The organism is Mesorhizobium sp. WSM4311 (assembly GCF_002295115.1).
Classification (GTDB): Bacteria; Pseudomonadota; Alphaproteobacteria; order Rhizobiales; family Rhizobiaceae; genus Mesorhizobium.
On sequence record NZ_NSFV01000007.1, the window covers coordinates 286,089 to 299,475 of the forward strand.

Here is a 13,387-nt window from a genome sequence, read left to right on the forward strand (position 1 = left end):
ATGTTAATTCGATTTACATGCAGACTGTATGTTATGTCCACGGAGAAGGAAAGATGAAGACCACGAGCTGTTATCCGGTGCTGATGACCGGCGACGTCGCCGGGACGGCGGCCTTCTATGTCGAGCATTTCGGCTTCCGGCCGCTGTTCGAAAGCGACTGGTATGTGCACCTGCAATCGGTGGACAGCAAACGCGTCAATCTCGGCATCGTCCAGGGCGACCACGAGACGATCCCGCAAGAGGGGCGGGGGCGCACCTGCGGCCTGCTGATCAATTTCGAGGTACGCGACCCCGATGCGGTCTATGAGCGGATCCTCGCCGCCGGCCTGTCGATCCTGCGAACGCTGCGCGACGAGCCCTTCGGCCAGCGCCATTTCATCGCCAGGGACCCCAACGGCGTGCTGATCGATGTCATCAAGCCGATCCCGCCCAGCGAGGCGTTCCTGGCGCAGTACGCGCAGGGCGCGGCGGGGGTTTGAGCCTCAGCCCGCCCTTGCCACAGGCGTTACCGCCACCTGGCTGACGCCGGTGCGGCGTACCACCGTGCACAGCGTCTCGCGGCCGATGCGCTCGGCGTCGAGCATGCGCACGAGGTCGTCGACGCCGGTGACCGGGCGGCCGTCGATCGCGGCGATGATGTCGCCTTCCTTCAGCCCTGCCTTGGCCGCCGGGCCGTTCTTTTCGACGCTGCGCAGCCGCACGGCCGTGCTGGTCGACACTTGCGACAACAGCGCCGCGCGGCGCGGCAGATTGGTGGTGTCGGCGGAGACGCCGATGAAGGCGCGCCGCACGCGGCCGAAGCGGATGATCTCCGAAATGACGAAATTGGCGGTGTTGGAGGCGACCGCGAAGGCAATGCCTTGCGCGCCGTGGATCATGGCGGTGTTGACGCCGATGACCTCGCCGGCCGACGACACCAGCGGGCCGCCGGAATTGCCGGGATTGAGCGCGGCATCGGTCTGGATGACGTCGTCGATCAGCCGGCCGGTCGAAGCGCGCATCGAGCGGCCGAGCGCCGAGACGACACCCGAGGTGACCGTCCATTCGAAGCCGAGCGGATTGCCGATGGCGATGGCGATCTGGCCGCGACGCAGCCGCTTGGAATCGCCGAGCGGCGCGACGTCAGTGAAGCTGCCATCGGCGCGCACCAGCGCGATATCGGTGTCGGGATCGCGGCCGAGCACGCGACCCTCGCGTGAGGCGCCGTCGGGCATCGACACGCGCACCGTCCTGGCGTCGCCGACGACATGGAAATTGGTGACGACCAGCCCGTCCGGCGCGATGACGAAGCCGGAACCATGGCCGCCCTGGCCGCCAATGCGCTCGATGCGGCAGACGGCCGGGCCGATGCGGTCGACCGCGTCCGCGACCGTCATGGAATAGGCGTCGAGCAGCGTGTCATCGGTTTGGAAATTGGCGATGGCGAGGGCCATGGATGGGCTCCGTGTTTTCAGGCTTGATCGTGACTATATGTGCGGAGCGGCTGGAACGGCCGCGACCTGACCAGATGGCCAGTCAAACCGCCAACTAGCCGTCAGGCGAGTACCTCCAGGGGCGCCGTCGGGCGATATCTGGGACATGACGAACCCCAGGAGACATCCATGAGCGATTTCAATTTGAATGCATTTTCGCAAGCCGTTGCCGACCTCGCCGCCAAGGCGGCGCCAGCAATGGCGAGCTTCGCCACCCACCACCATCGCACGGCAAGCGCCTTCCACTGGAGCGACGGCTATTTCGTCACCGCCGAGGAGGCTGTCGAGGCCGGCGAGGAGATCGAGCTGACGCTGGCCTCTGGCGGGACGGTGAAGGCCGAACTGGTCGGCCGCGACCCGTCGACGGGCGTTGCCCTGTTGAAGCCCGCGGATGCGGCCGGCGTGCCTATCCTTGCCAGGGCCGATGCCGTTCGGCCGGGCAACATTGCCATCGCCATCGGCAACAGCCAGGGCTCGGCGCTGGCGGTGTCGGGCTCGGTCGGTGAAGTCGGGCCGGCCTGGCGCTCGATGCGCGGCGGCACGATCGACAGGCGCATCCATCTGGCTGTCGGCGCCGGCGGCCGCTTCGAGGGCGGCCCGGTGCTGGACGCCAAGGGCGCGCTGATCGGCATGCTGTTGTTCGGGCCGCGCGGGCGTGCGCTGGTCATGCCCTATGAGACGATCGAGCGGGCAGTGGCGACATTGCGTGAAAAGGGCCATGTCGCGCGCGGCTATCTCGGCGCGGGCCTCCATCCGGTGCGCGACCGCGACGCCCATGGCGCGATGGTGATGAGCCTCGACGACGCCGGTCCGGCCAAGGCCGCCGGCCTGTCGCTGGGCGACATCGTCGTGGCGTGGAACGGCGAGGCCGTGCACGGCCCGCGCGACCTGATCCGTCGGCTCGGCCCTGACAGCGCCGGTGCTTCCGTGACGCTTGGCGTGGTGCGTGGCGGTGAACAGCGCGACGTGACATTGACCATCGGCGAAAAGCCGCTGAGCTGAGAGGATTGATGGAAACGCTCGCCGGCGACCGGATCGTGAGCAACAGGGCCGCTTCGCGGCAACTGGTGGTGCTGATTGCGCTTGGCGATGCCGCGCGCGCGGAGCGCCTGGCCGCCACGCTTGCCGCCAGCGACGACCTGCTGCCGGTGGCGGCCGGCGGCGGCAGGGCCGATGTCGCCATCATCGATGACAGGAGCGGAGATGCCGTGCCGGCCTCCACACCGCGCGTATTGCTGTCAGGACGCACCGGCGGCGGGCGGCCCGCCGGTGAGGTGTTTGCGGTCATTCCGGCGGGCGCCGACGATCTGCTGATCGCCGCGGCGGCGCGGCTGGCGGCGGCCGGCTATCGCGTCACGGGCGAGGGCAGAAGCGGACACCATGAGGATTTCCATACGGGCGAAAGCGAGCCGTTCGAGGATGACGTCCTGGACGAGCATGCCACCCGGCCAGCGCTGTCGCCGCGCGAGGCCGAAGTGCTGGCGCTGCTCGCCGAAGGCGCGCCCAACAAGGTGATCGCGCGGCGGCTCAACATTTCCGTGCACACGGCGAAATTCCACGTCGCGGCGATCCTGATCAAGCTGGGGGCGGCCAACCGCACCGATGCCATTGCGATTGCGATGCGGCAGGGGCTGGTGCTGGTTTAGCTGCAGATCAAACCGCCGCCTCGATATCTGTCAGGCGGAAATCATTGCTTTTGAACAGTAGCGGCATGGCCTCGAGCCGGGCTACGGCATAAGCGATGCAATCGCCGAAATTGAGCGCGGCCGGATGCCGACCCTTCCCGTAGCGCAGGAAGGCCTGACGGGCCACGGCTGCATGGTCGGCCGTGAACGAGATTGTCTCGATCGAGGCAACGCGAAGGAAAGCATCGAGAAGATCGGCAATCTCGTCCTGCCAACCTCCAACAAGCACCATCGTTGTCTCCAACAGGGTTGGAGAGGCAATAAGCCTTCTCTGGGCACTGGTGATAGCCTGGACAAATTGGTCGTGACCTGGTTCGGCGCGCAGAACAGCGACAAGCGCGGATGAATCGATAATCATCGCGTCGGGATTCCGAGCTCATCGTAACCGAGAATCTCGTCCTCAGTCATAGCGTTTTCGCGTTTTGGGATCTGGCCGGCGCTGTCAGAGATCGCCATCAAGCGCCGGAAAAGATCATCGCCCTTGTCGCGTGGCACCAGCCGCTCGCGCGCCACCTCACGCTCGAGGCTCTGGCGGATCGCTTCCGTCACCGAGATCCGACGGCGGCGGGCAAGCTCGCGCGCCAGTTGCTCGACTTCCATGTTCTTGATCGATAGAGCCATTATATATTCCACCTCTCTGTATAGAAGATATAGGGACCGATCGCGAAAGTCCAACAGGCCGGCAGCGAACGAAGCCTCCCCAACGTCACCATCCGACGGCACCCCAGGCCCTTGTATCCGGCAGCGGCACGGGCAAGGATCGCGCGGACGAAGAGATATCAGGGAAGCGGAGGATAAATGTCGCTCAAGGGAAAGACGCTGTTCATCTCCGGCGGGTCGCGCGGCATCGGGCTGGCGATCGCGCTGCGGGCGGCGCGCGACGGCGCCAATGTGACGATCGCCGCCAAGACCGCCGAACCGCATCCCAAGCTGCCGGGCACGATCTACAGCGCGGCGCAGGAGATCGAGCACGCCGGCGGCAAGGCGCTGCCTGTGCTGTGCGACATCCGCGAGGAGGCGCAGGTGGCCGAGGCTGTTGCAAAGACGGTGGAGAAATTCGGCGGCATCGATATCTGCGTCAACAATGCCAGCGCCATCCAGCTCACCGGCACGCTGGAGACCGACATGAAGCGCTACGACCTGATGCATCAGATCAACACGCGCGGCACCTTCCTGGTCTCCAAAATGTGCATTCCACACCTGAAGTTAGCCGATAATCCTCACATCCTGAATCTGGCGCCGCCGCTCGACATGAAGGCCAAGTGGTTCAAGAACCATGTCGCCTACACCATGGCCAAGTTCGGCATGTCGATGTGCACGCTGGGGATGAGCGCGGAGTTCGCCAAGGACGGCATCGCGGTCAATTCGCTGTGGCCGATCTCGACCATCGACACGGCGGCGGTGCGCAACCTGCTCGGCGGTGCGACGGTCGCGGCGATGAGCCGTTCGCCCGACATCATGGCCGACGCCGCGCACGCCATCTTCATGCGGCCGTCGCGCGAGGCATCCGGCAATTTCTACATCGACGAAGAAGTGCTGCGCGCCGAGGGCGTCGGCGACTTTTCGATCTATGCGCCCGGCGCGGCCGGACCGCTGGCAGGCGATTTTTTCGTGCCCGACGAGGTGTTCGCCCGCACGGACAGCAAGATCAAGAGCATCTACTAGCTCGTCAACGCAGGACACATCACTTCGAGATTGGCTCCAACAGTTTCGTCATTCTGGGGCGAAGCAAGGAGCGAAGCGACGCGGCGCAGGCCCCAGAATCCATGCCGGGACTCTGGCGTGTCGCCACGGTGCAGAATTCTGCGCCGCCGCACTCTACGGCCGAGAGCACGGAATGGATCCTAGGGTCTTCGCGACGCCGCTACGCGGCTGCTCCGCCCTAGGATGACGAAGTCGGGGCCACCTTGGCCAGTCTGTGACGAGGGTCAGCCTGCCTTGCCCTTCTTGCCTTTGCTCAGACCCATAAGCCGATCGATATAGGCCAGCATCAGCGCCGAGACGACGAAGGCGAGGTGGATGATGGTCAGACCAGGCCGTCGCTCTTTGCAAGATGGATCCAAAGCAAAAAACCCCGCCGGAGAGGGCCGGCGGGGCTCAATACGTCCCGCTGGAGTCGGGACGGGGCAGGGAACGCCCAGCCCTGAATCTGGGGTCAGCAAGCCTGTGATTCAATGAGCGGCTTCCGATGCCGGTACAAATCTTCTTGAGCCCGGGGGCTGGACCCGAGCCTTTCCCATCCCCGATCGAGCCGGGGATGGGTGCTTTTCGCATTGAGTCCGCAAGCCAGGTCATGGTTTTGAAATCATGACCTAATTGTTGCTGGCGACCGGTGCCACCAGCGAGGTGATGCGGCGGATGGCGACACGCCGGTTCTCGCGGTTGGGCGCCGAGGTGTTGACCTTCAGATACTGCTCGCCATAGCCTTGCGTCGTCAGGTTCTCCGGCGGGATGCCAAAGGCATTGGTCAGCGCTTCGGCAACCGCTTCGGCGCGGCGGTCCGACAGAGCAAGGTTCGCTTCCGGCGTGCCGACGGCGTCGGTGTGGCCCTCGATCAGGAAGGTCTCGGCCGGGTTCTTCTTCAGCAGTTTCTCCATGGCGCTAGCGACGCCCTCGAGCTTTTGCACCTCGGTGTCGGAGATCGAGGAGGAGCCGAATTCGAAGTTCAGCGTGTCGAGGTCGACGCGGCGTGCAATGTCGCGCACGCGGGCCGAACGCTTGACCTCGTCGATCGAATAGAGACGCTGGACCCTCTCCACCGGCGGCTGGTCGAGGAAGGTGTAGTAGTCGTCGGGACTCTCGACATCCTCCGAATCCAGGATGTAATCGCGGCGCGGGATGGTCAGCCGCATCGGCGGCAGGTCGTCGCCGGGATCGCGCCAGTCGCCCTCATCCTGATAGTCCCGCTCGTCGACATAGCTCAGCACATATTCGCGCCCATCCGGCGTGATGCGCGAACGCTGGATGACATCGCCGTAACGGTTGCGGATGGTGACGATCTGGACGCCATTGTCGCGCTGGACCGTCTCGCGTGTACGGCCCTGCGACAGATCCTCGTAATAGACGTCCTTGGCGCCGCGGTTCATCCGCGAGCCCTCATTGCTCTGCACGATCGTCTGGCCGCCGAGCTGGATGATGACGCGGTCGCCGATCTCCTTGAGCACGTCGACGCCCTTGGGACGACGGCGGTCGCGGATGTTCTCGTCGGGGGCCCGGTCGAGGCGCTTGCCCTTCTCTTCCGTTACCGGGACGAGCGTTTCAGGCTTGATCGCTTGCTGGGCTGACTTGTCGTCGGTTGGAGGCGGGCCCTGGTCGACAGGAGCGACCGCCGGCTTCTGGCCCTGGTCGCCGCCTTGCTGGGCGTTCTGGCCACCATTCTGCTGTTCGCCATTCTGCTGGCCGTTCTGGTCGCCATGCTTGCGGCCGCCGCCCTTGCGCTGGGCATCCTTCTGGCTGTCGAGGATGGGCGCAGCGTTCTTGTCGGCGGGCGCTTCGCCCTGCACGGGGTTTTCGCCCTGGGCAGGCGCGGCCGCGTTGCCATTGGCGGGCTGTTCACCGGTTGCCGGCTTCACGCCATTGGCCGGTTGCTCGCCCGTCGCGGGCTGCTTGCCGGTCTGCGGCTGTTCGCCTGTCGCCGGCTGCTCGCCATTCGCGGGCTGTTCGCCCGCCGGCTTCCTGCCGTGCTTCTTTGTCTTGTCCTGGGGCTGCTCGCCCTGGACCGGCTGTTCGCCGGCAGGCGCGGGTTCAACCTTCGGCGTCACTGCTTCGCCGGCCGGAGCTTCTTTCGGCGCAGGGGCGGCTTCCGGCGTCACTGCAGGGGCAGCAGGCGCCTCCTTCTGCTGATCCTGCTTGTGTTTCCTGCCGGGCTTGATTGGCTGGTTGTCGTTGGCGGGCTGTGTCTCACCAGCCGGAGCCTGTTCGGCCGGCGCCTGCTCGGTCTGCTGTTGGTCGCGCTTCTTCTTGCGCGGCTGCTGATCTTCGGCGGGTGCCGCCTGTTCGGCCGGTGCCTGTTCGGTCTGCTGCTGCTGGTCGCGCTTCTTCCTGCGCGGCTGCTGCTCTTCGGCGGGGGCCGCCTGTTCAGCCGGCGCCTGTTCGGTCTGCTGCTGCTGGTCGCGCTTCTTCCTGCGCGGCTGCTGCTCTTCGACGGGTGCCGCCTGTTCGGCCGGCGCCTGCTCGGTCTGCTGCTGCTGGTCGCGCTTCTTCCTGCGCGGCTGCTGCTCTTCGACGGGTGCCGCCTGTTCGGCCGGCGCCTGCTCGGCCTGTTGCTGCTGATCGCGCTTCTTCCTGCGCGGCTGTTGCTCTTCGGCGGGTGCCGCCTGCTCGGCCGGCGCCTGCTCGGTCTGCTGCTGCTGTTCGTGCTTCTTCTTGCGGGGCTGCTGCTCCTCGGCGGGTGGAGCAGGCTGTTCGGCGGCCGGGGCTGCCTGCTCGGCCGGCGCCTGTCGGGCCTGCTGATCGCGCTTCTTCTTGCGCGGCTGCTCCTGGTCGGCCGGCTGCGCCTCGTCGGTCGGTGCGTCCTGTGCCAGGATCAGCGGCGTTCCACCACCTTGCATGGGGCCGAACGAGGCACTTCCCTGAAGCGGGAACGCGCCCAACGGCGCGGATGCCATCAACAGGCCAAGTGCGGTGCCTGCCAGAATCCATGGTTGGCGTTTCATCGAAAACTCTCCTTGTGGGGTCCCATCCTTGCCGAAACCGATCTTAGCCCGATTGGTTCCGGTTTGGCGGGGATAGACACCGTACAGGGCGATTGGCCGGCCTTTTGAAGGCAACTTCATGTCATTCGGGCGGGTTGCGGCCGCATTTCAACCGTCGTCGCGCTTGACCTCGGCGGCGGCTGGGGCCACATCCCCAAAATGAAAACGCCGTTCTGGAAAACAAAGACGCTGGAGCAGATGAGCCCGGCCGAGTGGGAATCGCTGTGCGATGGCTGCGGTAAATGCTGCCTGTCGAAGCTCGAGGACGAGGATACCGGCGAGATCTACTGGACCAGTGTCGGCTGCCGGCTGTTCGACGCGCAGACCTGCCGCTGTTCAGACTACGCCAACCGGCTGGCGCGCGTCCCCGATTGCGTCGGGCTGACGCCGCAGAATGTGCGTACCATCAGCTGGCTGCCAAGCACCTGCGCCTACCGGCTGGTGGCCGAGGGTCGCGACCTCTATTGGTGGCACCGGCTGGTGTCGGGCAGTGCGGAGACCGTGCATGAGGCCGGCATCTCGATGCGCGGCCGGGTCAAGGCGAGCGAAACCGATCTAGCCGAGCCCGAAGATTATTTTGACTATATGCTCGACGACGAGCCTTGAGGTCCGCCTCAATACGGCTCCCGACAAGGAACACGAGCAGGAATTTTTGGGCGCGCATTGTCCGAAACCTGGCGACGATTTCCTTTTCCCGCCACATGAACCGCAGATGAACGCCGGGTTCGTAAACAGTTCAGCCAGGCTGGCGCATTCTCCCATCATCGCTTTCAAGAGGACGGGCACAAGCCCGCAACAAGGAGAGAAGACCATGTTCAACACGGTGAAAACGGCAGCCCTCTCGGCCCTGGTCGGCCTCGGCGCGCTGACGGCCATTCCTGCCCATGCCGACAGCCTCTATCTCGGCTTCGGCAACAACCAGGATCCGCGCTTCGGCGTCTACACCGGCGACGACGGCTATCGGCATCGCCGCGATGAGCGCCGCGACGACTGGCGGGGTGACGATTGGCGCCGCGACGGCTGGCGCCGCGGCTGTTCGCCGGATCGCGCCCTCGACAAGGCGGAGCGCATGGGCCTCTACCGAGCCCGCATCGTCGACGTCAACCGCCGCGTGGTCAAGGTCATGGGCCGCCAGGACGGCGACCGCGTCGTCATCGTGTTCGCCAACCAACGCGGTTGCCCGGTTATCTATCGCTGAGGCTGCAAATCGGAGCGGCATCCTCTTCTTCGAAGATGAGCCTGGAGACATGACCCCTAGGGGGGGCAGTCTGGAGACACGACCTTCTGCGAAGGTCGGTCTGGAGGCATCATCTTCTTCGAAGATGAGCCTGGACTAGCGGAGCCCCTGTCCCATCGGGCGGGCGCGGCTCGAAAAAGCCCCGCGGGAACGATCCCGCGGGGTTTTTCATGCGCGCCGGCGGACAATCCATGGCTGGGCGAAGAGCCCCGCCATGGATTGTCGAAGCTGGTTAGTTCAGTTCGAAGGTGACGGTCACCTGGACGTTATAGGCGTTCTCGCCGGCCTGCACCGGCGTCGCGCCTGCCGCGGCGTCGAAAGCCTTGGCGTTGATCGGCATCGGTGCCGGCCTGATGTTCTGATCCGTGATCTCGAGCACCTTGCCGAGGCTGACGCCGGCCGCCGCGGCAAGCGTCTTGGCCTTGGCCATGGCGTCGGCCACCGCTTTCTTGCGCGCTTCGGTGACGGTGGCCGCCGGATCGTCATTGGTGAAGGCGATGCCGCCGCCCTGGTTGACGCCGAGCGAAACAGCCTTGTCGAGGATCTCGCCTGTCTTGTCGATGTCGCGCACGCGCACCGAAAGCGTGTTGGTCACCTGGTAGGCGACGAACTCGGCTTCCTGGCTCCCGTCGGGTTTGTTGGTGTAGTTGTAGCGCGGGTTGATCTGGATGCCCGCCGTCTGCAGGTCGCGATCCTTGATGCCCGCCGCCTTCATCGCAGCGATCACGGCGGCCATGGCGTCGTTGTTGGCATCGAGGGCGGCACGCGCCGTCTTGGCTTCGCGCATCACGCTGAGCGACAGCAAAGCCAGGTCGGGAGGAATGGTCGCTTCGCCTTCACCCGAAACAATGATGCGGGCGGGCGTCGGCGAATCGGCGGCTCCAGCCATCGCCGGAAAAGCGATTGCAGCGGCGAGCGCGAGGGGCAAAAGATGTCTGGTCATGAAAATCTCCTTGGTCTGCGATCCAGTCGCACAGGTCGCGTAGAGCGCGATTATGGGGTGATTTGGGCGATCCGCGAAAGCCCGTCGGGAAAGCCTTGTGCCGGAAAGCGAAAAACACTAATCCATCCCGCGTGGGGCCTGTAGCTCAATGGTTAGAGCCGGCGGCTCATAACCGCTTGGTTGGGGGTTCGAGTCCCTCCGGGCCCACCATTGGCTTTCGCTGCCGTTGATTTAATTGGGTTTTCTGTACTTTTTTGTCCCACTCTCTTCCACCCCCTCCAAAAGTAGGACATTTTCGTTCTCGTTTCGATCGAATACCAGAAGCGTCCGGGCAGACTGCGCCACTATCCGGCGGCGTGCCTTGCGGATGTAATGATCGGGCTGCTGATACGTCGTCCAGCCGTAAATCGCCTTCAGCTGTTCATGCGTGGCACCGTTTTCTGCGGCAACGGTGGCGCCTGCCTTGCGGACCCCGTGGGCGCTGCAGCCCGGGAGCCCCGCTTCATCGCACCATTGGCGCATCTTGTTACCAAGGCCGTTTTCCGAGAAAGGCCGACCATACTCGGTGACGAGGAATGTCAGGTTGCCGGCCGGGGCGACGGAAAGTTCATCCTCGAGTTCTGGGAGCAGAGGCAGTTCGACGACAATCGCTTCCTTGCGCACCTTGCTCTTGTCGGTCTTGCCAGGCTTGATCCTGATCCACTTCTCCCAAATCCCGGTATCCTTGTTGCGAACCTGGGTAATGTGTTGTCTGCCGAAGATTGCTGCATCGGACAGTCGCAAACCTGTGAACATGAAAATCGCCAGCGCCATACGAGCCATGGTGCCGCGCGCATGCCGTTTCTCATACTGGACGATCTCCGACACTTCCCATGAGTGGAAACCTTCGCCATTGCCCGAAGTCAGGCGCTTTATTCCGTTTGCCGGATTGACCTCGACCATCTCGGCATCCTTGGCCCAAGCGAACATCGCGCTAATGGCTTTTGTAATATTGTTGGCTGCCCCCGGGGCGTCTGACCGGGTATCACGGAGCTCCTTGACGTGAGCCCGCTTCATGGCCGCGTATGGTAATGAACCCTTCGTCGAGAAGTCCGGATTGACTGGCCCGCTCAGCGGGTGAGGCAGTTTGCAAACGCCTTCGAGTATTGTTCGTCGTCGAAGCATCGTGCCTTCGCCGACCTCTGCGCCACCGCGCCGGAAATATTCTTGGCAAAGCCACATCAGACTGCCCCCAGGGGCCACTGGCCTCACTACAGGCCTGACCACATTCTGAGCCGAAGCATAAGGAACGCCATCTCGCGCGCAGCGCACTTCTTCGTGGAACTCGGCTGAACCTGGCTTTTCTCGCAGACGGATCTTTCTTCTTCCCGGTGCGCGGAAGTACAGCCGGATATTGCCGTGCCGATCCCTGTCTTCGACAACGCCTTTCAGATTGAATTTCACCATGGTGCTCGCCACGTCCATCATCTGCGATCCCAAGGATTATCGCTGGAGGACACGCCGTCAAGTTTGCTGTTGCGGTGTGGTAGCCGCCCGAATGCCTCTGCCAGTTCCTCCACGTCCCAGACATAGCGCTCTTTGCTGGGCATCCGCGGTTGTGGCATACGGCCATCCGCGACCATCTGGTCGAACGTCGTTGGACTGACGCCGATAGCGACCGCTGCCTGTTCTCGATTAATGCCGAACAGCAGGAGCCCGCCAAGTGCGCGTTTCATTGCTTTTCTCGCTGCACATCGCCTCGCGGGCTGAGTTCCGCGACAGTGGAGCATTCACCTAAGACAATCACGCTACCCTTTCCTTGCAATGCCTGGAATGGATCTGTCCGGCCAATGCGGCAAACGGCGGTAGCGGCGTGAAAATAGGATAGCAGACCGCGGCTGCGGGGGTTCGAGTCGGGAGACCGCTACATCGCAACACCCACTATCAAAGAGGCTTTCTTCTGCTATCGGCGGCACGCGGGTTAGCCCAAAACTTTCCAATTTGGGGACAGAGGCTAGCCGATGCCGTCCCAAGGCAGAGGTCACAGGTTCGAATCCCGTCGGGTGCGCTCGACGGGTTCGGGACAACGGAAGCCCACGAAGAGATTGCGGACGACCGAGTGGGCTCCAACGCGCATCGTTTCCACATGTTCATTCCTTCATGAGGATATCGCCAAGATCGGCGAGGCGCTCGATCACGTGGTCCGGTCTGAATGGAAACCGCTCCATGTCAGCCCGCGTGCTCACCCCAGTAAGAACAAGGGCCGTCTTCAGACCCGATTCCAATCCGGCGACAACGTCCGTATCCATCCTGTCGCCGACCATGATCGTATCGGCCGCACCAACTCCCAGGCGTTCCAGCGCGCTTCGCATCATGAACGGGTTAGGCTTGCCAACGAAATAGGGGTGACGGCCGGTGGCCTTTTCTATCAATGCTGCAACGGCACCGCAGGCAGGATGGAAGCCACGCTCGGTCGGCCCAGTGGCATCCGGATTTGTGGCGAGGAACCAGGCACCCTTTGCCACGAGCTCGGCGCCGAAGGCGATGTGCTCGTAGTGGTATGATTTTGTGTCGCCAACAACTAAGAACTCGGGAGCAAATTCGGTTATCCGGCAGCCTGCAGACCGCAAAGCCTCGACCAGCCCATGGTCGCCGATGGCATAGGCGGACGCCCCAGGCTTTTGCAACGCCATGAACCGGGCAGTCGCGAGCGCCGACGTATAGATGTGCTCGGGCTGTACGGGGAAGCCAACCGCCCGCAAACGCTCGGCATGATCTTCCGGCGTGAAGCGGGAGTTGTTGGTAAAGATCTGAAACGGCTTGCAGGTGGCGACCAGCCCGGCAACATAATCGACCGAGCCTGCAATCGCCTGGCCGCCCCGGACCAGAACCCCATCCATGTCGAGCAGATGCGCTATGATCATCAGATTGCCACCGCTAATATTCTTGGGTCGGCGTGTGGCATAAGTCGCTTCTGGATCACGTGGGTCGTTCCCTTTTCCGATGGTTGCGCTGGCAATGTACGCACCAAGAGCAATTGGGGAACGGCATCAGATCGCCGGGGCAGCAATTAGGACATTGCGGCCTGCGAAAGGGTCAATTGCATACCGCTGTCAGATGACGCGGCCATCAATTGTTGTCCGTTTCGGAAGGGTTCGGGTTCATCGACACTAAAGTCGGCGTGGTCGTAAATGGTAGCGCTAGAGTGAGAGCGCTACCCACTTTCTCTCACTCATTGAACCATCGGTTCCGGCTCGCTGCTACGGGTGATAATGAGGAAGTCGACAGCGTTTCCGCGCATGGTCGAGGCCGTCGCCCAACAGCGCAGCGGCATTCCGGAATGGCAGCGGAACTGAATCGCGCGCCGATGCTTGAAT

At 63.6% G+C, this 13,387-nt stretch carries 14 protein-coding genes and 1 tRNA gene; 7 read left to right on the forward strand and 8 right to left on the reverse strand.

Annotated elements, in window-relative coordinates; genetic code table 11:
• The first annotated feature begins 53 nt into the window (after nt 1-53).
• Nucleotides 54-479: a VOC family protein gene (locus tag CK226_RS20570; RefSeq protein ID WP_095792888.1), complete on the forward strand. Its 426-nt coding sequence runs from the start codon at nt 54-56 to the stop codon at nt 477-479.
• 3 nt (nt 480-482) lie between these two features.
• Here the strand turns inward: CK226_RS20570 and CK226_RS20575 are convergent, their stop codons facing one another.
• Complete coding sequence (locus tag CK226_RS20575; RefSeq protein WP_095792889.1) at nt 483-1,433, reverse strand: trypsin-like peptidase domain-containing protein; 951 nt, start codon at nt 1,431-1,433, stop codon at nt 483-485.
• Nucleotides 1,434-1,601: 168 nt separating this feature from the next.
• On the opposite strand from CK226_RS20575, the gene CK226_RS20580 reads away from it, so the two are divergent.
• Both CK226_RS20580 and CK226_RS20585 read left to right on the forward strand, forming a co-directional pair.
• Nucleotides 1,602-2,474, forward strand: a complete 873-nt coding sequence (locus CK226_RS20580; RefSeq protein ID WP_095792890.1) for a S1C family serine protease — start codon at nt 1,602-1,604, stop codon at nt 2,472-2,474.
• 8 nt (nt 2,475-2,482) lie between these two features.
• Entirely contained in the window at nt 2,483-3,118 is a 636-nt protein-coding gene (locus CK226_RS20585; protein ID WP_095792891.1) for a helix-turn-helix transcriptional regulator, read from the forward strand.
• A 7-nt stretch (nt 3,119-3,125) separates the two neighbouring features.
• Here CK226_RS20585 and CK226_RS20590 read toward each other — a convergent pair whose 3' ends face one another.
• Both CK226_RS20590 and CK226_RS20595 read right to left on the reverse strand, forming a co-directional pair.
• Nucleotides 3,126-3,515: a type II toxin-antitoxin system VapC family toxin gene (locus CK226_RS20590; RefSeq protein ID WP_095792892.1), complete on the reverse strand. Its 390-nt coding sequence runs from the start codon at nt 3,513-3,515 to the stop codon at nt 3,126-3,128.
• Nucleotides 3,512-3,778, reverse strand: coding sequence for a type II toxin-antitoxin system VapB family antitoxin (locus CK226_RS20595; protein WP_095773734.1), 267 nt, complete (start codon nt 3,776-3,778; stop codon nt 3,512-3,514). The genes CK226_RS20590 and CK226_RS20595 overlap by 4 nt, the downstream gene beginning before the upstream one ends.
• A gap of 177 nt (nt 3,779-3,955) precedes the next feature.
• On the opposite strand from CK226_RS20595, the gene CK226_RS20600 reads away from it, so the two are divergent.
• On the forward strand, nt 3,956-4,822 hold the full coding sequence (locus CK226_RS20600) for an NAD(P)-dependent oxidoreductase (RefSeq protein ID WP_095792893.1): 867 nt from the start codon (nt 3,956-3,958) through the stop codon (nt 4,820-4,822).
• 647 nt (nt 4,823-5,469) lie between these two features.
• Here the strand turns inward: CK226_RS20600 and CK226_RS20610 are convergent.
• On the reverse strand, nt 5,470-7,812 hold the full coding sequence (locus CK226_RS20610; protein ID WP_095792894.1) for an OmpA family protein: 2,343 nt from the start codon (nt 7,810-7,812) through the stop codon (nt 5,470-5,472).
• Between the two features lie 198 nt (nt 7,813-8,010).
• Here CK226_RS20610 and CK226_RS20615 point away from each other — a divergent pair, with 198 nt between their 5' ends.
• Nucleotides 8,011-8,457: a YcgN family cysteine cluster protein gene (locus CK226_RS20615; protein WP_095773677.1), complete on the forward strand. Its 447-nt coding sequence runs from the start codon at nt 8,011-8,013 to the stop codon at nt 8,455-8,457.
• A 205-nt stretch (nt 8,458-8,662) separates the two neighbouring features.
• Nucleotides 8,663-9,049: a hypothetical protein gene (locus tag CK226_RS20620; protein WP_095789166.1), complete on the forward strand. Its 387-nt coding sequence runs from the start codon at nt 8,663-8,665 to the stop codon at nt 9,047-9,049.
• A gap of 271 nt (nt 9,050-9,320) precedes the next feature.
• Here CK226_RS20620 and CK226_RS20625 read toward each other — a convergent pair whose 3' ends face one another.
• The gene (locus tag CK226_RS20625; RefSeq protein WP_095792895.1) at nt 9,321-10,031 is read right to left on the reverse strand and encodes an SIMPL domain-containing protein; all 711 of its coding nucleotides are present in this window, start codon (nt 10,029-10,031) and stop codon (nt 9,321-9,323) included.
• Between the two features lie 134 nt (nt 10,032-10,165).
• Here CK226_RS20625 and CK226_RS20630 point away from each other — a divergent pair.
• Nucleotides 10,166-10,241, forward strand: a tRNA-Ile gene (locus tag CK226_RS20630).
• 21 nt (nt 10,242-10,262) lie between these two features.
• Here CK226_RS20630 and CK226_RS20635 read toward each other — a convergent pair.
• From CK226_RS20635 to CK226_RS20645, 3 genes are all read right to left on the reverse strand, one after another.
• Nucleotides 10,263-11,498, reverse strand: a complete 1,236-nt coding sequence (locus CK226_RS20635; RefSeq protein WP_245437790.1) for a tyrosine-type recombinase/integrase — start codon at nt 11,496-11,498, stop codon at nt 10,263-10,265.
• Complete coding sequence (locus CK226_RS20640; protein ID WP_063170774.1) at nt 11,495-11,746, reverse strand: hypothetical protein; 252 nt, start codon at nt 11,744-11,746, stop codon at nt 11,495-11,497. Before CK226_RS20640 ends, CK226_RS20635 begins: the two co-directional genes overlap by 4 nt.
• A 414-nt stretch (nt 11,747-12,160) precedes the next feature.
• A complete protein-coding gene (locus tag CK226_RS20645) occupies nt 12,161-12,934 on the reverse strand; it encodes an HAD-IIA family hydrolase (protein ID WP_095792896.1) in 774 nt (257 codons plus the stop codon).
• Nucleotides 12,935-13,387 lie beyond the last annotated feature (453 nt).